Annotated in this window: 24 protein-coding genes and 1 tRNA gene; 8 read left to right on the forward strand and 17 right to left on the reverse strand. The window is 34.0% G+C overall.

Annotated features, from left to right (window positions below; genetic code table 11):
• Positions 1–4 precede the first annotated feature (4 nt).
• The gene (locus F1Z66_RS06710) at positions 5–373 is read left to right on the forward strand and encodes a hypothetical protein (protein WP_149862839.1); all 369 of its coding nucleotides are present in this window, start codon (positions 5–7) and stop codon (positions 371–373) included.
• A gap of 331 nt (positions 374–704) precedes the next feature.
• Here the strand turns inward: F1Z66_RS06710 and F1Z66_RS06715 are convergent.
• Positions 705–779 (reverse strand) — tRNA-Ala (locus F1Z66_RS06715).
• Positions 780–790: 11 nt separating this feature from the next.
• Positions 791–1,705 (reverse strand): ion channel, encoded by a 915-nt coding sequence (locus F1Z66_RS06720; protein WP_149862840.1) that lies wholly within the window; start codon positions 1,703–1,705, stop codon positions 791–793.
• A 243-nt stretch (positions 1,706–1,948) separates the two neighbouring features.
• Between F1Z66_RS06720 and F1Z66_RS06725 the strand changes: the two genes are divergently transcribed.
• Complete coding sequence (locus F1Z66_RS06725; RefSeq protein WP_149862841.1) at positions 1,949–2,380, forward strand: hypothetical protein; 432 nt, start codon at positions 1,949–1,951, stop codon at positions 2,378–2,380.
• A gap of 218 nt (positions 2,381–2,598) precedes the next feature.
• Here F1Z66_RS06725 and F1Z66_RS06730 read toward each other — a convergent pair whose 3' ends face one another.
• A complete protein-coding gene (locus F1Z66_RS06730) occupies positions 2,599–3,426 on the reverse strand; it encodes an amidohydrolase family protein (RefSeq protein WP_149862842.1) in 828 nt (275 codons plus the stop codon).
• Positions 3,399–4,034: a GNAT family N-acetyltransferase gene (locus F1Z66_RS06735; RefSeq protein ID WP_149862843.1), complete on the reverse strand. Its 636-nt coding sequence runs from the start codon at positions 4,032–4,034 to the stop codon at positions 3,399–3,401. The genes F1Z66_RS06730 and F1Z66_RS06735 overlap by 28 nt, the downstream gene beginning before the upstream one ends.
• Positions 4,035–4,337: 303 nt before the next feature.
• On the opposite strand from F1Z66_RS06735, the gene F1Z66_RS06740 reads away from it, so the two are divergent.
• Positions 4,338–4,733, forward strand: coding sequence for a hypothetical protein (locus F1Z66_RS06740; RefSeq protein ID WP_149862844.1), 396 nt, complete (start codon positions 4,338–4,340; stop codon positions 4,731–4,733).
• Between the two features lie 167 nt (positions 4,734–4,900).
• Here F1Z66_RS06740 and F1Z66_RS16030 read toward each other — a convergent pair whose 3' ends face one another.
• The 4 genes from F1Z66_RS16030 to F1Z66_RS16035 all read right to left on the reverse strand — a co-directional run bounded on the left by F1Z66_RS16030 (position 4,901) and on the right by F1Z66_RS16035 (position 7,427).
• On the reverse strand, positions 4,901–5,344 hold the full coding sequence (locus F1Z66_RS16030) for a dUTPase (protein ID WP_201448491.1): 444 nt from the start codon (positions 5,342–5,344) through the stop codon (positions 4,901–4,903).
• A gap of 129 nt (positions 5,345–5,473) precedes the next feature.
• A complete protein-coding gene (locus F1Z66_RS06750; protein ID WP_149862845.1) occupies positions 5,474–6,022 on the reverse strand; it encodes a winged helix-turn-helix transcriptional regulator in 549 nt (182 codons plus the stop codon).
• Positions 6,019–6,444: a hypothetical protein gene (locus F1Z66_RS06755; RefSeq protein WP_149862846.1), complete on the reverse strand. Its 426-nt coding sequence runs from the start codon at positions 6,442–6,444 to the stop codon at positions 6,019–6,021. The genes F1Z66_RS06750 and F1Z66_RS06755 overlap by 4 nt, the downstream gene beginning before the upstream one ends.
• A gap of 320 nt (positions 6,445–6,764) precedes the next feature.
• Entirely contained in the window at positions 6,765–7,427 is a 663-nt protein-coding gene (locus F1Z66_RS16035; protein ID WP_201448511.1) for a PH domain-containing protein, read from the reverse strand.
• Positions 7,428–7,529: 102 nt separating this feature from the next.
• Between F1Z66_RS16035 and F1Z66_RS06765 the strand changes: the two genes are divergently transcribed.
• Complete coding sequence (locus tag F1Z66_RS06765; RefSeq protein WP_149862847.1) at positions 7,530–9,044, forward strand: hypothetical protein; 1,515 nt, start codon at positions 7,530–7,532, stop codon at positions 9,042–9,044.
• Positions 9,045–9,126: 82 nt separating this feature from the next.
• Here F1Z66_RS06765 and F1Z66_RS06770 read toward each other — a convergent pair whose 3' ends face one another.
• From F1Z66_RS06770 to F1Z66_RS06795, 6 genes are all read right to left on the reverse strand, one after another.
• Positions 9,127–10,818 carry a hypothetical protein gene (locus F1Z66_RS06770; RefSeq protein WP_149862848.1) on the reverse strand — a complete coding sequence of 564 codons (1,692 nt, stop codon included), beginning with the start codon at positions 10,816–10,818 and terminating at the stop codon, positions 9,127–9,129.
• Between the two features lie 29 nt (positions 10,819–10,847).
• A complete protein-coding gene (locus F1Z66_RS06775) occupies positions 10,848–12,647 on the reverse strand; it encodes an AAA family ATPase (protein ID WP_149862849.1) in 1,800 nt (599 codons plus the stop codon).
• A gap of 37 nt (positions 12,648–12,684) precedes the next feature.
• Positions 12,685–13,140: a hypothetical protein gene (locus F1Z66_RS06780; RefSeq protein ID WP_149862850.1), complete on the reverse strand. Its 456-nt coding sequence runs from the start codon at positions 13,138–13,140 to the stop codon at positions 12,685–12,687.
• 285 nt (positions 13,141–13,425) lie between these two features.
• Positions 13,426–14,025, reverse strand: a complete 600-nt coding sequence (locus F1Z66_RS06785; RefSeq protein ID WP_149862851.1) for a hypothetical protein — start codon at positions 14,023–14,025, stop codon at positions 13,426–13,428.
• 217 nt (positions 14,026–14,242) lie between these two features.
• Positions 14,243–15,007, reverse strand: a complete 765-nt coding sequence (locus tag F1Z66_RS06790; protein WP_149862852.1) for a metal ABC transporter ATP-binding protein — start codon at positions 15,005–15,007, stop codon at positions 14,243–14,245.
• A 138-nt stretch (positions 15,008–15,145) separates the two neighbouring features.
• Complete coding sequence (locus tag F1Z66_RS06795; RefSeq protein WP_149862853.1) at positions 15,146–16,366, reverse strand: S1C family serine protease; 1,221 nt, start codon at positions 16,364–16,366, stop codon at positions 15,146–15,148.
• Between the two features lie 675 nt (positions 16,367–17,041).
• On the opposite strand from F1Z66_RS06795, the gene F1Z66_RS06800 reads away from it, so the two are divergent.
• The 4 genes from F1Z66_RS06800 (at position 17,042) to fsa (ending at position 21,346) form a co-directional block, all read left to right on the forward strand.
• On the forward strand, positions 17,042–17,281 hold the full coding sequence (locus tag F1Z66_RS06800; RefSeq protein ID WP_149862854.1) for a hypothetical protein: 240 nt from the start codon (positions 17,042–17,044) through the stop codon (positions 17,279–17,281).
• A gap of 698 nt (positions 17,282–17,979) precedes the next feature.
• Complete coding sequence (locus F1Z66_RS15830; RefSeq protein ID WP_159357326.1) at positions 17,980–19,605, forward strand: ribulose-phosphate 3-epimerase; 1,626 nt, start codon at positions 17,980–17,982, stop codon at positions 19,603–19,605.
• Positions 19,606–19,739: 134 nt separating this feature from the next.
• Entirely contained in the window at positions 19,740–20,684 is a 945-nt protein-coding gene (locus F1Z66_RS06810; protein ID WP_149862855.1) for a transketolase family protein, read from the forward strand.
• Positions 20,681–21,346 (forward strand): fructose-6-phosphate aldolase, encoded by a 666-nt coding sequence (gene fsa, locus F1Z66_RS06815; RefSeq protein ID WP_149862856.1) that lies wholly within the window; start codon positions 20,681–20,683, stop codon positions 21,344–21,346. Before F1Z66_RS06810 ends, fsa begins: the two co-directional genes overlap by 4 nt.
• Before the next feature lie 82 nt (positions 21,347–21,428).
• Here the strand turns inward: fsa and F1Z66_RS06820 are convergent, their stop codons facing one another.
• From F1Z66_RS06820 to folE, 3 genes are all read right to left on the reverse strand, one after another.
• Positions 21,429–23,228: a vWA domain-containing protein gene (locus F1Z66_RS06820; protein ID WP_230207478.1), complete on the reverse strand. Its 1,800-nt coding sequence runs from the start codon at positions 23,226–23,228 to the stop codon at positions 21,429–21,431.
• Positions 23,229–23,234: 6 nt separating this feature from the next.
• Positions 23,235–24,053, reverse strand: a complete 819-nt coding sequence (locus tag F1Z66_RS06825; RefSeq protein ID WP_149862922.1) for an AAA family ATPase — start codon at positions 24,051–24,053, stop codon at positions 23,235–23,237.
• Between the two features lie 214 nt (positions 24,054–24,267).
• Positions 24,268–24,885, reverse strand: a complete 618-nt coding sequence (folE, locus tag F1Z66_RS06830) for a GTP cyclohydrolase I (RefSeq protein WP_149862857.1) — start codon at positions 24,883–24,885, stop codon at positions 24,268–24,270.
• Between the last annotated feature and the right edge of the window lie 29 nt (positions 24,886–24,914).

Below are 24,914 nucleotides of genomic sequence, written 5' to 3' on the forward strand. Positions count from 1 at the left end.
ATAGATGTCACATATTGACTATAGTGACAATCCGAATTTATTTCAACTGATAACCAATCAGGGTGGAAAACGAGCTTCATCAAATGAACTTAGGCGATTTGTATGGACGCATGTAGTTTGGTCCTTAATTTTAGATACGAACAGAAACTATTTTACTACTAAAGAATACCATAACAAAAGAAATAAGGTATGTAAAGATTACAATATATCTCCTTCTAAGGTAGGTGGGGGGATAATGTCATTATTAAACAAGGGAATTTTGTATAGAGATAAAGATGTGTATTCAGTTCATCCTAAATTACTTTTGTATGTTAGAAGAAAGATTAATCTTGAATATGGAACGGTGTTTAAAGAAATTAATTCTAACAAGTGAGAGTAGTTAGGCTATTTGTCTGGTTTGTAAACATCCTATTATTTTTGCTATATTTAGGTCAAAAAACTCTCTATTCGCTAGCAATACTGATCGAATATTTGTGAAGAATTTTCTCATGTCCAAATTTTATAAAGCAATAAATTCAACATCTTTGTTATAGTGGTCCCAACTGATTAACAGATATAGCTCGCAGCTCAATGAATCAAATGGAACACCTTCTTTGATGATGAAGGTTTTAGACCACTTCAGTGCTCGATACTCATGAAATGATAAATAGATATCTCCTTACATAGTATGCTTTTGAAACAAGTACCTCTCAATTTTAATGCGATGGACTGGGCGGGATTTGAACCCGCGATCTTTCGATTGCGAATCGAACGTTCGTACCACGCTGAACCACCAGCCCAATAATACCTTTTATGGGTTGCCAGTGGTTAGTTTATTTCCGCACCTATAACAGTAGACTGCAGTAACGGGATTTATATTATTGCATTGTGTACAAACTAGTCCATTTTTCTTCGACTGGTCACTCTTTAATTCTCCATGAAGATTAGATATAAGATTCAACAAAGTGACAATTTCTTCATTCTGTAATCCTTCTATTTCATCTATTTTGTTCTTAATAAGAGCCTTTATGTTGTTTTCTTCTTTTCTTCTCTGGGACCTAATACTTGATTCGATAAACTGAGCCCCAAGTGTAGATATCAAAATACCTAATATGGCTACTCCAATTATCATTACAACTATAGCAATGGCTCTTCCTTCAAAAGTAACCGGGTAAATGTCACCGTATCCTACAGTAGTTACAGTTACTACCGCCCACCAAAATGCATCACCTAAATTAGTGATAGTTGAATTAGGTGCATTGTGTTCAACAACGTAAATACCCAAAGCACCTGCAGTTACAGTTGATGCTGAGAGAAGAATGATGTAAATAAGACGGTTTTTTATCTCGTCAAAAATAATTAAAGTCCTCGAAAGAACATGAATAACTCTAAAAAGTTGAATAATGCGAAGGCTCTTGAGTCCAGCGCCAATAATTGTCTGCCCTGACAAAATCATGATAAAAAGCATTGGAATCAAGGCCGGTACTTCATAAACATGTGTTGCTAAATATTTCATTGGATGTTTGGATTCTTTGGCCCTCCAAAGAAGATCAAATCCTAATATTATGGAAACTATGAGATCAAAGACAAGAACTGCTATCAAAGCATCTCCAACAGGATTATAAAAGTACTGAACAAGAACTAGGAAAATAGAAAAACAAGTAATCGTAACTATGAAAAACTCGGAATTAGCCTTTCTTCTCATGTATATATACACTATTGTCATTTGGTTTGATCAATTTAGACTTCTGAAACTTTTATAGTGACAATTATATCCATTAAATTTTGTCTGTAATACTACTTTTAGTTTCGTCTATTATCAAATAACGGAAAATTGGCTATTATTATAATTACTATTATTTACCTCTTTGTTTTTCTACACCGTTAGGTAGTTTAAAATACAAAATACCTCTCCCTTCAAAAAAATAGTAAATATTAATTCAAATTAAGTGGATTAATTCCTTAAATTATGAGAGATTCTGTTACGCTAGACTTTAAAGTGCTCAAGGAATTCTGGGATACTTATACCTTAAACGATGGAACTAGGCTCAAAAGTAGGGTTGTATTGACAGGAGTAAAAAAATCAAAGATTAATCCAGAGAAAGAATATGAATTTGATTTTCAATCCATACAATCTTTTGTTTTCTCTGACAAATCAGGTGGCTCGCCTCATAATAGGGCCTACACCAAAGAAGAGTTAGAATCTTCATACAATAAAGGAATAACATTTACAACTGATTCTGAAAAATGGAATGAGTATTTACTTGATGATGGAACCAAAGTGAGATTAAAAAATTCTGTGACCGAGATAGCAAAGTCTGATTTATTTCTGCAGAATGGTGATCCTATTTACAATGTCAAAATAAGAGTGTTATCCAAGGTTAAACGAGTCAGGAATTGACAAAAAAATAATTATTACTATTTGTGAAATTCATATTATTCATCTTAGATTTTCTACTCTTGACAATTATGACTCCTTTCACATTATCTTTACAAGCAAGCAAGCACGTATAAGCAAGTAAGCAAATAAGCAAGCAGACAGACCCATGTACTCATTTTTTATTAAATTAATTTCTCTTTTTTTATTATTGTGTAATGTTCCTATAATAAGTACTCAAACTATAATCTGAATAATCTTTTTGAGTTCTCATACATTAACAAATTCCTTTCCTGATCATTAAGATCCAGTTTTGAAACAAAGTTCAAATAAGACTTCATGCTCGATATGGGCCAATCAGTGCCATAAAGCAGGTATTTTGGTTCGCCCGCATAATTTAAGAAGTCAGTGATCTTACCAACCAGATATTTTTCATAAAATTCAGTAAAGTCTCCAAGTACCAATCCAGATATATCGGCATAGACATTCTTATTCTTATAGATAACTTCTTGACAATCCAAAAACCACGGATTGCCCAAGTGACATATTATTATTTTCAAATCAGGATTATCCACAGCCACATCATCAACGTTCATCGGATGAGCAAACCTAATCTTTCCAGTAGGTGTATAAGTATCGCCTGTATGGATCATCAAAGGAACATCAAATTCAGTGCACAGGTCTATTATCTTCTTGTAGCCAGGGTCATAAGGATAATAATGTTCATAACCTGGGTAAATCTTGAGACCTTTTAATTTCCCAATTTTAAGATACTCTTTGTATTCTTTAATAAAAGCCTCGTTATGATTCGTGATAGAGTATCCAGCCACGACCTTAATGTTCTCATATTTTTCAACAGCCTCAAGAATATGTTTGGTTGATGGTCTCTCTTCATTAATCTTGTAAGACGAAATTATAATAGCTTGGTCAACATTGTTAACCTGCATCGCATTATTTAGAGATTCGATTCGCTCCTTTAGTGATAAATTTGTCAAACTTTCATAGGCGTTTATATGCACATGGCAGTCAATGATAGTCTGAGTCAATTTTGATAATATGGATTCAACCATTCAATAAATGTTGCATAATTTAACGACCTTGAATCCTTGATGTAATTAGGCAATATTTTTATGTACTTGAATCCATTCGCAAGTTGAAAAGTGAGCACTTGATCTGCAATATTTTGTTTAATCACTTCTTCAACATATTGTTCAGGGGTGAATGTGGTTGCATATTTGTAATAGTTGACCAGTCTTCCACCGGCTATAATTCGCCTGAGATTGTATTTTTTTGCAATTTCTTTTCTAGCATCATAAAACTTTGTGGCAATCCCCAACCGTCTAAACGACGGATGAACTGAAACATCGGCACCGTATAATGTGTCGCCATAATTTGTGTGGTTTGTAAACATGCTATTTCCCGTTGCCTCACTAAAAGTATGCTCTCTATAGGGGGGATCTAATTTAACTATCAAACTACTTGATGAACCTATTATTTTATCACCATATTGTGCGCATAACTGGCCATCTGAAAATATTTCAATGTGACTTTTCAGATGGTAATCTCTCCAAACACTACCCTCTTCCAACATGGATGGAAAGGATTCTTTTTGTAGTTCTATTACATTTTTAATATCTTGTATGGTTAGCTTTCTGATTAATACCTCATTGTTTGACATTTGATTTCAGATCCTTGGGGTTACATATGGTTGATTTATTTACAATATTAAGATTGGGGAAGTACTTGCCATGTTATAATTTATCGGCGGAAACGCCGCTGGATGTATTGACCCTGGATTTGTTAAAATTATTTCCACACATAAATCATACTCCTCCCCCAGCCATCTTTCTTTGTATTTGAGAAGTACAATCGTCTGGCCAGTAATACCGATAAAAAGATAAAAAGATAAAAAAAGGGTAAATACGATAAATGCCAAATGCTGGATGTAAATTATTTAAATTAACAAACACTATAAGAAATATTGGATAGTCCTATCTTTTTTGACGAGGAATCTGCTCGCCTTCATAAAGAAGTTCCTAACAGTAGGTATTGTAGGGTAAAGCTGGCATTTGACCTTGATTTTGATATTGGTCAAAGCTATGTAACATCAAAAATCCAAGACCGACAAGGCAATATTAAAAAACTAAATATTCAAGCAGGTACTAGAGGAATCAAATTACAAGGTGATCTAATAAGAGCAAAATCTGAGAGTGACTTTCCTCCATTTGTTTTTATAATCACAAGGGTGGAAAATTCAAAGACCTTTATTAGAAAGCTCCCTGTTTTAGGATTAAGTGACTGGTTATTAATTTTTGAAGAAGATTTATTCCTTTTAGCAGTGAAGGATAAGTACGAAGAAATAGAGATTTTGGGATGAATATTTCTCTCTTTCTTGCTTTTGATTGTTTACATTTACCTGTGTAGATAAAGTTTGAGCTCACAAAATATTGTCATGTACCCCAATCTATACCACTTTCAAACGCTTATCTGAGATACTCTTAATGATATGTTCTTCGTTTAAATGTTAGTTGATCACCTCCTTGATCAATAACCTGATTCCTGCCTCTTTGTATTTTCTCTATTCTTTTGCATATACTTGGTAACAAGCAAATCCGGGTCTATGCCAGCTTCAATAGATAACTGTATCAAAAAATGCCACAAATCTATAATTTCTTCAACAATTTTTTGGTGGTCTACTCCTTTATCTGATTTCCACCATTTCCAATCAGTTTCCCTTTGAAGCTCCACAGTTTCATGCAAGAGTGCGGAAGACAACATGAAAATTCTATAACCTTGAAAGGGTTCTTTAACTTGATAGAGCCTTTTCATCTTGTTTTCTACTTTTTTGTTATTATCTCTGTTAGAAGAATCCAATTCCTGACTTATCAATGCTTTTTGCTTTTGAAACAAAAGGTCCAACTTGTCATCACTTGGTTTTTTCTCTCTATCATCAGTATGGACATCATCAGAATTTAATTCCCTTGCCATATGAAAAAGGATTTAAAACTCACTATTATTGCTTTATTATTAGAAAACGTACTATTTTTTTTGAAGTATTCTGAGAAATTGACAATGAATTATTTTTTGCAATTATGTCAAAATAAAAAAAATTAATTGTTAAAGCTCGTCAATAATTGAAATATAGTTGTCTATACTTCTATCAAGTAGTGTCTTGTTATTTTCAGCTATTAATTTTTTAACCAGGTCTTTGTTGTACAGAAAAAACAGAGATACATTTTCACCTCTTTTTCTGCCAACTATTTTTGAATCCATCAATCTTTTTAGGTTCCACGACGTTGTTGAAGGAGCTTTGTGAATATGTTCTACTATCTCTCCAAAAGTTGCCTCCTCTGCATCTTGTAACATTTGAATTATACTCTTGGTGGTCTTTATTTTCAAAAAATTAAGTATCAGCGTTTCATCTGAGGGAGTTGACGCAGGATAATACCTAGTAATATTGCTGTTTTCAGTTCTACTGATTTTTATTACGGAGCATTTTTCAAGAGCCGACAAATGATGTGATATAGTCCCGTTGTTGAGATTTGTGAGTCTCAAAATGTCTCTATACCTTATCCCTGGAAATGAATTAATTATCTTTAAAATTGTTACTCTGTTACTAGACCCGGATTCTATTTCCTTACCTTCTGTAAGAATGTTTGATTTCATTTCTTTTCTAACCTCAAAACTCCTGCAGCGAATAAACCCAACATAACAAGTAATAGTAAATGTGGAAATTCTACTTCTATTAAAGGTATGTAAAACATTCCAAGCAAATTACTTGATTGAAGTAGATATAAAAACTCTGTAATAAGCAAAAAACCAAAGCTTAGGGCAGTTAAAAGTATTTTTTTACTTTTCGTCTTATTATAAGAAATAGCTGAAATTGTGGTTAAAAATAATGCCACATCTAAACTGATCATATGTAGTATGATATGGTAAATCATGGACGGATGAGCGATATGAGGAATAACAAGTGGATAAACCGCAATGCTGATAACAGCAATAGATAATATCAGAAATAAACTGGATTTGTTGCTCAAAAGATTCATAAAATTTTCTTTTGATATGGTGATCTCTCTTTTAAGCAATTTACTTTTATATTCTCTTTTCTACTTTAAAAATAAATTGGTACAAAGGTAAAACTGTGAATATAATTGAAATATTAAATTTTTTTTTACCCCTATGTGTAACGAGTTAATATGATATTTGACATTATGTGTTTCTAATATCTTCTTTGACAGGTTTTGGTCGTCAAAAACATGCATAAAGTCTAATCTTTTCCAAGCCTGGTGTTTGGGAGTCATTCACCAGACTTTGATATTTACTTTAGCCCCAATAATAAAATAATTCTAATTTTTCTACTTCTTTTTTTTAACTTAGTTTTCCATGCTGGACTTGTAGTATCTCCTCATTTCTTGTCGTTGGTTCCATGAATTATCTTTTCTTTCATTTTCTTAAATTCTTCTTCTGAAATCACACCTTTATCTCTTAAATTAGCAAGTTTTTTTATCTCATCAGCTTGGGAAATAGTCGATTGACCATTGAAATGAGGTTGGTTGTTTTGATTTCCCCACCCTGTAAATGCTGAGGACGGTACTGATCCTGGTGCCCTTATTTGTGATATTCCATTTCTGATAACTTCAACGAGATCTTCGGCTTTTTTCTTTGGAATGGCATCGATAACTCCGTTTTCTCCATGTTCATCAGTTTCTAGTCTTTTCACCCATGGAATTCTACTGGGGATGTTTGGATTAAACAAGCCAGGGGCGTTAAATATCACTGATGCAGAAAAAACACCCTTTTCAATTTTGGCATTTGTTATTACATTATAGGGTATATCGATGATTTCTTGTTTTAGACCTAGCATACTTGGGTCTCTAATTATAATTCTCCTATCTGTGGCATAGACTACATTTGGAGATAATTGTGATCCTCCTGGTAGAATCCTTGATTGTTTTGCTACCACAATGACCCTTTCATCGGGATTTAACATCTCTGCTATTTTTTTAATCTCATCTAATTCATCTTCATCCGTGATGTCGGTGTGAATACTATTCTCTTTCTCTGACATTTCTCCTACTATAACATATACAATCAATTTAAAAAAGATATAATTTTTCAAAGCGTGAAATTTAATGTAAATATTTTATATTCGATAAATAATATACCACTGATGAAAATAAAAGGGCATAAATTAATATCCAAGTCATCGCTAATATTTGCAATTTCTTTCGCAACCGTATTTATGGGATTTGTTCTCGGCACCAATTTTAGTCCATTCACAAATGACTTTTTAGACACAAAATCAGCTCTAGCTCAAGGGACCGTTGCGGATTTGGCCAGCGCAACTTCTGATAATTCTAATAACAGTAACACTATGATCTTTAATAAATATGAAAACAGTGAAATGGGTATTTCCATTAAATATCCGTCTAATTTCTTAATTGATGAAAGCAATTCAAATGAAACGGTAAAACAGGTTAGTTTTTTCCCTGCATATGATGATTCAGACGATTACCCTCCAACTTATATTTCATGGTTTAACGTATATGTAGAGGAATTATATCCACCAATCTCTGATAATCCAATAAACATTAGCACTTATTTAAAGAACGAGGCAAACTCTATCCAAGAAGAAAATGCCGATGTTACCATTTTGGATACATCAACTAATTACTTGCTATCAGGAGAAAATGCTTACAAACTAGTAACTAGGAGTTATTCAGGAAATTCTACGGTAGATGATGTGGAGGTTGGCACAATAGTGGGAAATAAACTCTACATCCTTAATTATGAAGTTGATAGTCATGATTCCGAAAATGCACTGCCCATAGCAAATAGGATGATCTACTCATTCGAAATTACACCAAATAAATTGATGGATTCAATCCAGCAAATGGTCAATTCCACCAGTCTAAATACTATCAAGCAGAAAGTTCCTGGACTTGCGGGTATCTTGTCTTCTTTTAGCTTGAAGAATCTAACCGAAAATCCATATGGTCTGTTAAGCAACTTGGGATCGGATAATTCAACCAAAAATGCAATTGAAGGGTTGATAATGAATGCAACTCAAAGTACAAATGGCACTTCACCGATCTCACACCTACCATTAAATTTGAGCTCTTTATTGCAGAAGGGGCTGTCTTTATTTGATCCTCAAAAGCTTTGCAGTAATGAGATGGTGTCAGATATGTGTCGGGGTCTTTTGTTTTCACAATCCCAAATGTCTCCATTTTCAGGTAACGAATCTTCTTTTGGAGGCTTGAACAACCTGCTTGCAATGTCTGACAAATCAACCCCTAATGGGTTTAATTTCTCAGGATTGAAAAACTTGCTTGGTCCTTTCGCAATGCTTGCGGCTCCTGGTGACTCTTTCTCGGGATTTCCCTCCTCCTCCTCCTCCTCTTTTCCATCATTTTTTTCCAATGACTCTAACCAAAATTCATTATTTGGTAACACTAGTGACTCAAAGTCCCAATTTTTAGAGCAGATGTTTACTGAAAACCGCAGTATATTTAACTCCAATGAATCTAGCTTTAACCCATTTAAATCATTGTTTGGTAGCAACGAGCCAGGCCTTGATATGTTTGACAGCAATTCCACAAATGGTACATTGAGTCCATTGTTTCAGGATAACGGTACTATGGATATTTTACGTATGCTAGAGTTTTTCCAGAGTGGGCAATAAATTAGACAGACATATCTAGCAAGAACAAGAAAAAAATCTTTTTAAAAAAATGAAGAGGATAGCCTTCCTAATTTTTATTTAATTAGTGCTTACCTATTGCTTTCTTCTTATTGGATAAATAATCCGTAATCAGTATTTTGTCAATTTCACCCGGGTTTATGTAGATTGATCTGCCATTTACTGATTTTGCAAGTTCGTTTACAAAGTCAAGTAATGTGTCTTCTTCGCTTACCATTATGGTATCTATTTCAATGCCGTCTTTCCGTAACTTTTGAGCCTCCCTAATCGTATGGTCACCTATATATTGATCAATTTGCCTGTATCTGTAGCACAAATATACTGTCTGTCTATCATTTATGTCAAACTTTACTCTGTTATTTTTATTTTGGGATCCTATAATGTTTTTATTTGGATTGTAAAAATGTGAATATGGTCTTTGTTTTAAAATTTTTTCTTTTTCATTGCTATTGTCTAAAAAACAAGCACTTGGATGTCCGTCAGTGATCATAACAATCCTTTTATTTTTTACTACATCTTTTTTAAGGATTTTTTCCGCTAGTCTGTAAGCTGACTGATAATTTGTATAATGCAAAAAATCCGCATTTGGTTCAAATGTCTTTAAGAAAGGAATATCAATCGAATCTATTTTTGTTGCAATTGAACCGAATCCAATAGTATGTATAATATCCATTGGAAAGAATTTTTTATTTAAAATGTAAAGGCTCCAAAGTGCCCGTTTTGAAGCTTCAATTCGATTCAATTCGCTATACATCGAAGCGTATTTCATTGTAGAGCTCAAGTCAATGCAATAAACAGTTGATACTCTTGCCTCCTCAAGAGTGTCATACACTTCAATATCTTCATATGAAATATCTAGGGGAAATTCTAATTTAGCCTGAAGTCCTTTTTTACTTCCTCCTTTAGAGTCATAAAATCTTTCAGTAAAATTTCTAATTGTCGAGCTGATATTGATGTTTGAAATTTCGTTGCCATGTTCATACCTACTTGATGATTCTTGAATCACGCTACCGTAACCTGAATGTCTTGTTTCATGCATTCCATGCTTGTCTTTCTTGAGTGATCTTATAATTTCAGCTAAAATTTGTTCACCCATTTTCAAGAATCCCTTTTTGTTTAACCACCTTTCAGAATCAACTAAATAACCTTTAGACATAAGTTCAGTAACGATGGGTAGGTTATTTTGGTCCCTTACGGCATTTCTGAAGTCAATGTTGAACCGTTGTCCTTCTGGACCAAGAGAGATAGATGAGTTTTGATTGGATTCGATTCCCTTTGGGGTAAAATTCTTTATTGTGTCTTTAATAGTTTTTTTGGATTTGGGGCTATTTCTGTTTGTTTGAGAGTCATTTTCAACTGGATTTGATTTACTTTTATAAAGGTCAATTATATATTCTTGCAAATAGGATTCCAATTCATGCAATGAGGGGGGTGAATCTTTTATTGCCTTGTTACCGATTGCCCTTAAAATTTCTGGTAAAAATCTCTTCAACAGATCGCTTCCATCATTTTTCTTATGCGATCCATTATTTGCGTTAGGAAATTGGTTTAAGTCTGGTGGTCTAATTTCATTTTCTGAATTTAAGAAATTATTTTCATTCAGAATCTTTTCTGCTCGGTCCTCAGATGAGGAAGTTAGGTTGGAGAGGGGTTGATAAGTTATTAATTTCTTGTAGTTGTAAATTTTTATTCTTTTAGGGATACGCTTATCTTCCGAGTTAGATTCATTTTCAGTCTTTTTATCTTGTTTACTCATTTACATAAACTTACTTTAAGCAAACTTGACTATGCTTCTAAAAATGTAGATTCCAAATGACTTTCTCTCTTTTCTAAAATAGGTGGTGAAGTAAACCTTAGATATTCTAAGAACATTTCAATTATTGCAGCACAAAGTTCCTCTTCGTTAGAGCTACTCGAGTTATCTTTAGATTTTTTCATACTTTTATCAAAGTCTAAATATTTTAAATTGACATGAATATTGTACTTTGCCGCTAAACTTACCAATTCCTTCTGTTCTATTTCTAGCCTTTCTACCATTTTGTTTAAGCTCTTTGAAATCATGGGAAAATTCTTTAGTTGTTCTGTGTAAACTAGGGGGAATTTAGATTTAGACAACGAGGAAGATGCATTTTTCTTTGGGTTTTGAAAATTTGTATTCTTCTCTTTCCCAAAAATTTGATATTGATTCTGCAATACGGTAAATGACTTTCCTCTAAATTCATTCTTAATTGATAATAGCTCTGTAGAATTAAATAACCCATTAAAGAAATTTAGAGTTGTTTCTTGAATTACCTCTTTCATTATGGTATTGAGAAATTGAATCCTGTTTTCAGAGGTATCCTCAATTTCTTCCAGTTCGAATTTTGAGGATTGAAAAATACAATACAAGTCAGAGAATCTTGGGATTGTGATGAGATTGTAAAGGATTGACCTACTGCTTTCAACTTCGCCTAAAACCGCCTCAAGTGAGTGGATTGTTGACCTCACACTAACACCTCTGTCGTTATTTATATCTGGATGATTTCTAATTTTTTGAAATATCCTAACTAATGATTTGAGCATAAATGCTGGCAAAAAGGCGTTGGTCCTTCCCATCATATCCATTTCCTGTATTAATATCAATGTTTCATCATCAATCGTATTTGGATAATGCGTTTCGATATGACTTTTCAATCTATCTGCCAGTGGCTCAATTATTTTTCCAGAATGGGTATAATCCATAGGATTAGCAGTTGCTATGATTTTTACATCCGGTTTAAAAAAGACTGGATATGCCCCAGTAGTAAACCTTCCTTCTTGCAAAACGCTTAATAAAGTTACTTGTTTCCTAGGATCTAAAACTGGTAGTTCATCAAGACATAAAATTCCATATCTGGCCTGCAATAAATATCCTGGAGAATAAGAATCGATATTGTATAGTTCGATTCCCTTTTTGATTATTTTGACAACATCAATCTGACCTACCAGGTCTTTTACCGAAATGTCAGGCGTGGCAAGTACGTATCTATACCTTTGTTTGCCATCCACCCATCTGATTTTGGTGTCAAGTCCATTGTTCTTAATAATTTCTTCACAATCCTTAGATACGAAAAATTGGGGAAGATTTCGTTCAACATCTTTACCATTTATGAGATTAACAAGATGATTATAAGGCATTTCTGTAGGGATATCGTTTGTTAAAGTACCGTCAACGATAGGTATGGGGGAGAGCAAATTCTCTGAAATTAACTCTGACAGTTTTGTCTTGCCTTGGCCTATGTGACCCACGAACAATATGTCATGCCCTGCAAGGAGTGCTCTTTTAATGGAAGGAATGACTGTTTCGTCAAAACCTATTATACTTTGGAATGGATTGTCAAAACTTTTTATCCTATATATAATATTTTCCCTCAGCTGCGTTTTAGTAGGTTGATACCTGTATTTAATTTCCAAAAGGTCCCTCAAAGTTTTAACTTCTTTATAATTTTCGGGTACTCCATAGTAACTAGAATAGGAGAACGACGGTTGAGAAGTATATGATGATTTGACCAGTTCTGATATGGTGTCTGCTCCGGACAATCTGTGTCTGGGGGAAATAGGTTTCATTTATTTAAAAATCTATGTGATCCACTATTGTTTGAATTCATCGGAATCCCATTTGATTATCCCTATCATCTCTGCTATTTCTTTTTCTAAAAGTCCATATTCGTTTATATCTTGTGTACCAAATAATTAGCACAATAAATCCTATGATAACTCCAAAAAGAGAATAAACGTAAAGATTTGTAACTAAAAAACAGTGTTTGCGCAATTCGTATGATTGCTGTAACATTGCATCTTGCTGTTGTCTATTCTGTTCTTGTTGCAGCTGATCCAGCCTAGAAAAACCTGTATTATTTCTCTGGCTATTTGCATTATTGGTATTATCATCCTCACCTAAACTTGTGTACTGAAGTGATAGAGAATTTATCTCCCTTATGCAGTTGGTTCCTTCAATGTTTAGGTAAACAGCAAGAATGGAGCATATACAAATTAATAAAGTTGAAATCTTGAGATAATTATCTTTTTTAATCAGATAATATAGCGCTTTTCCAACCAATATCTTAACTCGAATCCTTTCCTATAAAAATCAAAATGTCGACCGAATGTTAAAAGTCTCTATATTGTTTTTTAAAATCATTGAAATATGGTACTGATATTAACTTCATCCAACCATTGATCAGATCTATAAAAGAAAAATGTTTTAGAATTTCTTTTTATGCCTAGTACAATTTAAACAAGTCTTTTTAGACTATGAAGTTATAAATCAATGATTCATATTATTGCTAAAGTAATTCGCAACTGTACGATAAAAATATCTGACTAATCCTACCTTTACCATTTTTTAGGTGTTGATAAATACCTTTGCAACAGTTGTGTTAGGGGTGCTTGAAATGTCTACTTTTACTTTCCCAAGGTTCTCAAAAATTAGAATCAAAAATTCTTTGATGAATAGTGACCAAATCTCTCCCAGTTTATGCTGGATAACGTATACATGCTTTCCATCCTCTTCAATCCTGTGATCAGAGTTAATTCCTATCACCTTCATATATTGCTCCAAAACTTCCAAGACTGTATATAAACTATAATTTTTCTTGATTAATAATACCGAATCTTTCAAAAAATTAAATGCAATGAGAGAAAGTTCTTTGACTAGCGATTCTTTAAATTTAGCAATGTCTTCTATTCCATTTTCTGAACCAGACTTTATTACTTGGTCCATTACGCTAGATAGGATAATCTTTGGAATCGGAATCATACCTATTTTGTTTTCATACCTTTCCCAGTTTGAATACCTTCGTAGAATTTGATTTATTAATACATTTAGGGAAGTCTCCCTGTAATCGGCCTCAAACTGCAATTCTTCAATGACCGAACTTTCCAACCTAAAAGTAATACTTCTTGTCTTGCTCGGTTTGTTATCAAATGATTCATTAATTTTCAATCTATCTTGGACCTTTGAGTATTATGAATAATCAGTTATTATGCTTTTTATTTTAAACATGGATCTTTCGATGATTTTGAATCTTCGCTTTACTTCAATATTTTTTAACTACTTACAGTTATTCAAATTTTCCGAAAGCGATATAAAAATAGTCCGGATTGATTTTTTTTGATTGTTTGGTGATGGGTTTATAGTTTGGCTCGGGCTATTCCTTTAATTAATGAGAGTGCGTTTTTATATGTATATGCATCGTGGATTCGATGAATGTTTTTAGGTTGTTCTCATTAGTAAAAAACTCTTCAGACACGCCATGGAAATACAATCTCCGATGCAAACAAGCCACTTTATTAGAAAGCATATTTACTGCGTCCAGATCGTGTGATGACCAAATTATGGTGATATTTTTTTCCTTGTTTAGTTTAGTAAGTAAATTGTAGAATAGTTTCAGAACATTGGCATCAATTGCTGTGGCCGGTTCATCTAGGATCAATATATCAGGATTGTGTATCAATGCCTTTGCAATCATCACCCTCTGTTGTTGTCCTCCTGATAAATCACCTATTCTTTTATCTAACAGGTCACTAATGCCAGTTAGGTCGGTCAATTCTTTAATCTTAGATTTACTCTCGCTATTCTTTTTTCCAAATGACCCTAATTGTATAATTTCTCTTACGGTAGCAGGAAATCTAGGATCAAAACTATTTGATTGAGGAATATAACCGATATGTTTGTAAATTTCTTTTGCTCTCGTCCGTATGTCATTGCCCAGAATTTTAATGCTTCCAGTAAAATCTTTGTTTAATCCAAGCATACATTTGAACAGTGTTGTTTTTCCTGCTCCATTTGGTCCAATTATGCCAAGGAAATCCCCTTTTCTGATTTCAAATGATATGTCGTCAAGGATGGTATCAGAATTATTCTTGAAAGTTACGTTTTTTAATGTAATTATAGGTTCAGAATCAGGTTGCACATGTTGAGACATAGATCATTAAACTTTGCATATTAATATATTTAAGATTTGTCAGATTAATTCATTTGAGCTTGACTGCTCGGAAGATAAATAATTAATCAATTGAATTATCTAAATGCCATCATATAACCTCAACTTGCGATACATTATTCAATTTTCATTTAAATTCTGGTTTGGAATATCTATTGCTAGACCTGGCAATTTGAAATCAGGAAGCTTGAAATCTGGTAATTGTGGTAGTTTGAAATTTGGAAATGGTGTATTAGGCTGTATATTATTATTATTGTCTGGTTCTGACTGTGATTGAATTTCTTGAAGTGGTAGATCTGGTCTGGCTTCCAAACTGGCCACCAGATTTATTATTTGTCCGTTACGATTAACAGATAGGTTTATTTTATCTCCAACTTTTTTATTTATATCCAAGTATGAAATTATATCATCTATTCTAGAAACGGGATGATTATCGATCGCTATAATTATGTCCTTATCTAAAATCTGTTGTTCTCCAAATCTGTTACCTTGAATTAGCATTCCCTGTAAACCAGCCTTGTCTGCTGGGCCGTTTGGTACTACATCTTCTATTAAAACACCTTTGTAATTGTGAGGAAGTCCAAAGGCCTCAGCAAATGTGGGTGAAAGTTTTGAACCTGAAATACCTAGCCATGGATGTTGATATGTTCCAGATTTTAGGAGAGATGGTATAATCCTCATTATGTCGTTTGAAGGGATGGCAAAACCCACTCCAGTGTACGCACCTGTATTTGAAAAAATTGCGGTATTCATTCCTACTACTTTTCCATCCAAGTCTATGAGTGGTCCACCCGAATTACCTGGATTGATGGCCGCATCTGTTTGTATGACATTCGGTATTGAATATCCCAAGTCCGAATTAGGCAAGAGCCTGCCGATCTGACTTACTATACCAAAAGTCAATGTATTGTCTAGCCCATATGGATTCCCTATCGCCAAAACTGGGTCTCCTACTTTAAGTAGTGAAGAATTTGAAAAGGCGACCGGTACCAATTTTTCGTCCATTGGATTATCTATTTTAAGTATGGATATATCTCCATAAGGGTCTACGCCAACTACTTTTGCGGTGTAGCTATTACCATTGTTGAATGTGACGATTATGTTTGAAGCTGAGCTTATCACGTGATAGTTTGTAATTATAATTCCTGAATCGTCGTAAATAAAGCCTGAACCAAATTTCATAACAAAGGGACTAGCGCCTGATGAATCATAAATACTGTTTAGGGAATTAGGGTCTTGGTATTCCGTACTTATTTGAACGACCGAGTCTTTGACTTTATCAAACACATCATTTAACAATGATGTATTTCCATTCGCAAATAACCCTAGATGCTCTTCCAAAGATTGTTCGTTACTTTGAGCATAAGCAAATCCTGCCAGTTGAAATAAAATTACACAAACAGAAAAAAATATTATAAAACAAAATAATCTTATTCTATACAAAAAGATCTAATTAAATAAGACAGTAATTGTATTTATATCTTAAATATGAGCAAAGACGGAAGGTATTTGGAATAGTTGTATATAACTATGATATAAGACCAAAAGGACCTTGTAGTACTTGAACTGCTTTTAAGATATGTGATAAATTGATAATACACAGAGAATTCTAGGCAAATTTTCTATATTGAAAATACAATTTAAGTAAATAATGTCTGTGGTTGAACTTACAAGGAAATTAACTTTTTACAGATTAAAAGTCTAAACTGTGCTGCTATGTACTCTTTTGTCAAAAAAAACCTAAAAGATCAGAGATTACAATCCGGCGTATCATCCATATCTAGTTCTCCAAAAAGCTAACATATCAACACTAATTGAGAATCCTATACACATTGAAGCAATCCAAAATTGTTCCTTAACTTTCTTCATGTGAATTTTGAAGCATGGGTTAAATATTTTATCAAAGATTTTTCTGTACAATGAAATATCTTTTGATACATTCATTAGCCTTGTCCGTAATTGACATCATTAGGTTTAGTACCATTAGAAACTCACCAGGTAAGGAGGATAAATGAAATGGATCTTCGAATAAATCTAAAAACCACGTTACAAATCACTTGCGTAGTATTCTCGCTTTTGATACTGGCTCAGATTTCAATTATTGACCCAGCCAATGCGCTAACCCGATACTTTAATTGTGTAACTCGATCTGCAAATCATAACGGTACATTCTCCATGGATAATGCTGAAGCATGTTACGACAAAGTATTTAAAGGAGCAGCAGATAACGATGAATTTGGAAGAGTAATAAAGTAGTTTAAAAATTGTATTATTACATTGATTGTTTATTTGAGTCAGACAAAAATTTCAGTGTAGGAATTTTTAATTAGTGTTGAACCAAACTCGGCTACAATTCATTTTAAAGGTTCTGACTTAAATCAAATAACAATCAATGATTTGTATATTACTTTCTATTTTAACAATTAAATTCAAATGATAGAGACATAATGCAGGAATTAAATCTGATTCCACAAATAATCGATAGTTGGTAAATGATTATCTATACTCAAATGAATTAAAAATAAAGTAGTTTTATGATTGTAGTTTATAAAAGTCCGATCTTAATTCTTTTTGGTTTAACTATTTGAGTGCTACTCCAATGCCTTCTATACCCCCAAATGTCAATATCATCATTCCCAATTTCGTAACATAATGCATTCCAAGTAGATTTAGATATGTATCCACTTGATTATTCTTGCAGGCGTGTTTCTCTCACCCTAACTTTCAATACTTTTTGAACCTCAATTTAGCTCACAACACCTTCAACAAGAGAACATGAATGAGGAATTTTAGTTTTGGCTTAAATTTCATTTCCTGGTTTGAACTGAAGTATCAGAAGTTACCTTTTTATCTATTTGGGTTTGGAAGTTTAAATGTATAGGAAAATGCGTTTATTGGAGAGGATTAAATACAATGCTTACGACATTAGAAAGCATCCTAGTGAGGTCGATTAAATGTATAGTATCAATAGATATCTAAGACTAAAAGAAAAAATCAAAGAAATTAGAAAGATTGCCTTAACTGGTATTGCAGAGGCGGGATCAGGGCATCCAGGAGCCTCTTTTTCGGCTGCCGAAATTATGGGTTCGCTATATTTTCAAATTATGAATATCGACCTTAAGAACTACTCATTAGCAAATAGAGATTACTTTATCAATTCCAAAGCACACTCTGCACCAGGTTACTACGCAACATTAGCCTTGTCCGGTTCCTTTCCCAAAGATGAAATAAAAACACTAAGAAAACTACACTCTAGACTCCAGGGCCATCCTGTTAGATATAGTGAACATCAAAAGAATCATAGCGTTCCTGGAATTGAATACTCGGGAGGGTCTGAGGGAATTGGATTGTCTGTCTCCATAGGAATAAGCCTCGCAAACAGATTAGATGGGTATGACAATATGGTGTATTGCCTGTTAGGAGACGGAGAAACAAATGAAGGGCAAGTTTGGGAAGCGTCTATGGCTGCTTCCAAATTCAGGTTAAATAATTTAATAGCAATATTAGATAGGAACAAAATACAACAAGATGGCTTTACAGAGGATATCATGCCAATTGATCCAGTAAAGGAGAAATGGAGTTCCTTTAATTGGGATGTGGTTGAGGTTGATGGTCACCGAATAGAACAGTTAATAACTGAGCTTTTGAGAAAACCTAAAGATAAACCAAAGATAATTATTGCAAATACTGTTAAAGGTAACGGGATCAAACATATGGCAAACAACCCTCAATGGCATGGTAAGGCACCTTCAAAGAAGCATATGCCAATATTGTTAGAAGAGCTGGAGGGCGAGTATATGATTTCACCTTCTATTATCGCAGGTCCTACGGGCATCGATGAGAAAAGCTTAATTGAAAAAATTGAGACAGCAGAAAAGTACCGCTCAGAAATGATTCATCTAGATGTTATGGATGGAATTTTTGTGCCCAATACCACCTTCTCTCATAAAACTATTAAAAATATAAGAAGTGTGACGAATGTTCCATTTGATACGCATCTTATGATACAAAGTCCAGCAGATGAACTAGATGACTTCATTGATGCTGGCTGTGACATACTTACGATACATTCTGAGGTTTGTAAAAGCGAGAAAGATTTTGAAACTATGAATACTAAACTGATATCTAATGGTGTAAGTCCAGGTTTGGCAATTAATCCAAATACTGAATTTCCTCAATGGGCAATTCCATTTTTGGATCAATTGGATGTAATTATCATCATGTCGGTTAATCCTGGCTTTGCAGGTCAAAAGTTTATTCCTGAAGTGTCATCAAAAATGACCAAATTAATTCCATTGCTGCGTAAATCCGGCTTTACGGGATACTTTGAGGCCGATGGTGGTATCGATTTATCTACGATTTTGAACGCGTATAATGCTGGCTGCAGAATATTCGTAATGGGTAACGCAATTTTTGGGTCAGATGACATACAATCTAGGCTAAAAGAGACGAGACTCAAGATTGATACAAATTTGGAACAGCAATTGCTTCAAAAGTCACAATCATTAGATATTAAAGATGACTGGGTAAAGGGGAGAAAAACAGTTTTAGAACGCTTTCAATTAGGAGTATTGCCTTGAGTTACTGTGATCACAAAAAGAATAGCTTTTTCTTTTGCAATTTTGGTATAAATGAAAAAAATATAATGTATTTGGTGAGATAAGATTTGTATTCATTGAACTCCTTGAACACTGATGAGGTAAAATTTTCCGATATGAGGTCTGCTTATGGTGAAGCCCTAGTAGACCTGGGGACAGAAAATAAGAATATAGTGTGCGTAGGCGGTGATACCACAGACTCTTTAAAAACAAAAAAGTTTGGTGAAAAATTTCCAGATCGGTTGTTTAACGTTGGAATTGCAGAGGCAAATTTGGTGTCGATTGCCGCGGGACTAGCTATCGCGGGTAAGATCTCCTTCGCAAGCACCTATGCTGCATTTATTCCAGGCCGATGTTTGGATCAAATTAGAAACGCAATATGCTATCCCAAATTGAATGTAAAAATAGTTGTTTCTCATGCTGGCTTGTCAGTTGGTCCTGATGGTGCATCACATCAACAAATTGAAGATATTTCCATAATGAGATCGCTTCCAAATATGAATGTCTTGATTCCTTCAGATGCACTTTCAGTAAAAAAATTGTTGCAAAAGGCGGTCAAGACTTCAGGTCCGTTTTACATGAGATTGGCGCGGCCCTCTACTGAGGAAATATATGGCTCTAACCCCGAAACCAATTTTGATATAGGTGTAGGAAATATATTGGTAGACGGTAGTGATATTAGTATCATTGCCTGTGGAACTATGGTTGCTACCTCGCTAAAAGCAAGTAATATTCTCAAAACTGAGTATGGAATTTCTTGTAGAGTTGTCGATATGTATTCAATTAAACCTATTGATTCAGACCTCGTTTGTAAGTGCGCCAAGGAAACCCGTGGAATTCTTACTGTAGAAGAACATAATATTATAGGTGGTCTCGGATCTGCAGTTTCAGAGGTCACAGCCGAAATGTATCCTACAATAGTTAAAAAATTAGGAGTCAGAGATAAATTTGGTGAATCTGCTAGGGACGAGGAAATTGACACTCTTTTGGATAACTATGGTTTGTCTCCTAGGGAAATAGTAAAAAATGCCTTGGCCTTAATTAAAAGTGAGAAAAGATGAAAATTTTTCTGGACACAGCAAATGTGGATTCAATTCAAAAATACAGTGAAATGGGCGTTATAGATGGAATAACAACCAACCCGACCTTGCTTTCAAAAGAAACGGGTAATCCCATTAAAACAATGAAAAAAATCGTTGAAATTGTTCGAGGCCCTGTTAGCCTTGAAATTGTTGCAACCACATTTGACAGAATGATGGAGGAGTCTCTAAAATTGGCAGAGTATGGTGAAAATGTAGTGGTAAAAGTACCTATGACGGTTGATGGCCTTAAGGTAGTAAAGGCTCTAACCAACAAAGGAATAAAAACAAATGTTACCCTTATTTTCTCAGCAAACCAAGCTTTGCTTGCTGCCAAAGCAGGAGCCACGTATGTCAGTCCTTTTATAGGTCGACTGGATGATATTGGCAGCGAAGGATTGAATCTCGTAAGTGAAATAATCCAGATTTTTGTAGGTTACGAATATACAACTCAGGTATTGGTAGCAAGTGTCAGACATCCTCTTCACGTTATTGAATCAGCTAAAATGGGTGCTGATGTAGTAACACTTCCTCCAGAAATTTTGGACAAGATGATAAAGCATCCACTATCTGATAAAGGATTAGATTTGTTTCTGTCTGACTGGAAGAAAATAGAAAAAGATAATCCTAACCTTTCATTCTAATCTTTTTTTATGTAATAATTAAAGTTAATTAATTTTCAATAAATTAAATACAATCAAAATGATCACTCAATCGTAGTTAGCCTTATTCGGTGGCTAACAAATTGAGAACTTTCTTTGGTAGGTCTTTTAACCTCTTTTTAGATAATGTCAATGTTTTTTGATAGTTGAGGTATCTCAAATTATGACCGATGCTAAGGGCGTCTCCAATGTCCGCTCCTAATCCGATTGCTATCATCCTGATTCCGCTCCTCTTATATGACAAAACCACTGATCGGACTGCATCCATATCAGATGGCTCACCATCTGTTAAGGTTACAAAGATATCGGGTTTAAATGCGCTAATACTTGGGTTCAATATTTTATAAACTTCTGCCAATGGCGTTCCTCCAAGTGGTTTTACTTGCATCAGTCTTCTGGCATAAAGTGACCCCCATTTGATAGTAGGAGGTTTTATGATCCAACACTTTACCGAACGGGATTCTGTATTAAAAGCATAGACTGAAAATTTTATCCCGAGGTAATCTAAACCCTCACAAAGGGCTACAGCTGCTTTTTTGTACTCTATTTCATTGTCCTCGATACTACTAGAGAGGTCCAACAAGATTGCAATTTTTATGCTTATCGATATTTTCTTATCTCTGATAAACACTTTTGACTGCCTTTCTACATAATTTTCAATTTCAATCTCCTCTCCGGTATAATCATACCTTTCCTTCCATCCGCTCTTCCATTCCTTTAGTGCCGTTTTTACCTTGTTTATTAAATTTAAATCATATATGGCAGCTTCATCTATGCCAATATTATCTGGAATAACTATTGCCAGATTTTCAGTAGATTCAAAACCCTTGTTGTCGTTTCGCTTACTTTCTTTGACAATGATTTTGAACTCCTCTTGTATTTCATAACCTTGAAGTATCTCTTTTTTCAATTTTTCAACTTCCATTTCCCTGGTTTTGATTTTCACGAGTTTTTCAATTTGAGAGATTATTTCTTCTTGCTTCATAGACAATCCCACTTTACTCTTGGGCATGCGAAGGGGGATTGGTGGAACTGTCATCAAAGAATCAACTTGCAATATTTTTATTATCTGCCTTGTTTCTTTCTCTAACCATTTCTGATCTTCAAGGGGATCGTAAGTTTTGTTTCTCAAGTGAAAGTTTTTCAAATAATGTTTAATAACCCCATGGGCATATTCTGATGCTCTGATCACTCTTTCGTTTTCCCCGCCAAATAACTCGCCTTTGATGTAGCCAGTCAGAAAGAATTGCGAAAAGGCTTCTAATACTTTGTTACGACCGTGCAATGAATTAAGCAATGGTTTGTTATGCCATGATAAACCTTCGTAAAATATTATCTCCTTTATCATTCCCCTCCACTCTTCTAAACCTAGAATTTCGATTCTTTTTGTTTCCAAAATGTTGAATATGAATCCGAAAACAACGTCTGTATCGAAAATTTTAAAAGAATATTTTAATCTAATAGATTCATACCAGAGTAACGTTCGCCATTGTCTGTATTTTTGAAATATATTTCCATAAAAATATTCCAAATCAGGTAACGTTATTCTCTTCTTTTCCAAATTTGTTGATATTTTTCCTTCCCTGGAAATGTGAATAGATGATTCTGAATTATCCGACCATCTACGAGATAAAAAGGTGGCAATCTCTAACAAAACATCATTTCTAATGTGGACGTTTTCAAGTTCTTTTTCATCAATTGTACCTGAAGGAGTTAGCTTATATTTAACATGACCATCGTTTGAAGCACTTTTTGAAATTAAGTTGGAGATAGGAGATCTAGATTTAGAATTTATTGATGACGAGGAAGATGTATGTGATCCCTCTTTTTCTTCAGAATCGTCAGGTTTCCAAAATATGGACATTTTGATTCAAATAAAAATTGAAGCAATAATATCCATAACTTTTCTGTACTCTACCTCTCCCCATTGATGGTAAACATTTGCAAAAACAATCTCGGCTGCTACTTTTGCATTGGTACCTGTTGCTACCAACTTTGAATAAGCTATCGTTTCTCTTAAACTCGGACTATAAAAAATCTCCTCTAGAGACGCAGCCCTTCGGAGATTGCTAGCTAACTTTATTGCACTCCTTATACTATCTTCTACGGAAGCGCTACCGAGGTTTACATGTTTTCTTATGATCTCTAGTTCTGTTTCCTCTGGGGGATAATCTAACATTATCCGGATTGGAAATCTGCTCAATATTTGTGGGGGTAATTCCTTTGTTCCTACGTGTGAAAGTGGGTTTATTGTTCCTATCACAAACCAATCCTGATTTGCTTTGATAGTTTGTCCATGAAATTCCTTAAGAACAATTTGCCTTCTGTCGTCAAGGGCTTCATCTAGCCTCAACAACACGTCAGGTTCAGCTGCATTGAGTTCGTCCAAGTAAAGCATATCTCCTTGTGTCATCGAATGGACCAATATTCCATTTACAAAGTTTATTTGACCATTATCAATTGTATTTGTACCTATTAAATGCGATTCTCTTGTCCTTAAACTAAAATTAACAGAAGATAATTGTTTATTAATTTCACTGGCAAATTTTCTTACAAGAGTTGTCTTACCAGTACCTTTGGGACCTATAATGAGAACAAAAATCCCTAGTTGATATGCCTTTCTTAAAGTTTCAAAAGCATTATTCCAATCAATATATTCTATATTTGACTCATTAGCGGCTGCAGACATCAATTTAAATTTTCTCCCTATTCTATCTAATTAAAATATATCGCACCACCTAGACTAATGAATGAGAATGATATCTTGGACACAGGGTCAAAGACCTATTTTCATAAAAACTCGTTGGGATCAATTTTTTTGAAATCATCAAATATAACATAGATAGACATGGTTCTTATAGTTGAAAAAGTATGTAAGCAAATAAACGATAAAAAATATATATTTATAATCTTAGTCGACCATCAGAATTGATTATCGAAAAGAATTCTTGTTTGGTATTATGATTTTCTTTAAAAATTCCATCTACAGCCGATGTTGTAAATTCTGCAGAGCTTGATTGGGTACCCCTAGCAAATACACATGTGTGTATAGCCTTAATTACTACCCCCACCCCTTTGGGCTCGAGTCTATTTTTTATCTCTTCTAAAATTTGATAAGTTAATCTTTCCTGAAGTTGAGGTCGAGATGATACTTTGTCAACCAATCTCTGGAATTTTGAAAGTCCAAATATTTTACTATTTGGTATGTAACCTATTGCCACTTCTCCAAAAAATGGAAGAAGATGATGTTCACAGAATGAAAATAATCTCAAATGATTTCCTATTATCATATCATCATGATCGGCTTTGAAGGCGGTGAACTTTTCATAAGATCTCTTTCTAAGTAGTTCTTCACCAAAAGCTCTTAGTCTTCTACTAGTCTCCTTATTGTAATTTTTATCGTTGCCCCCAATTAACCGATAATATCCATTAACTGTATTATCAAATTCATCCCTGTTTTTATCCAAAAAAACTTCGCTTAATTCAGTCCTTTTCAAATTCATTCTTTCCTTTTCAATCATTTTGATCTATAGTTTACTATTATGTATGA

Origin of the sequence: Candidatus Nitrosocosmicus agrestis (assembly GCF_008389435.1) — an archaeon.
GTDB classification, from domain to species: Archaea; Thermoproteota; Nitrososphaeria; order Nitrososphaerales; family Nitrososphaeraceae; genus Nitrosocosmicus; species Nitrosocosmicus agrestis.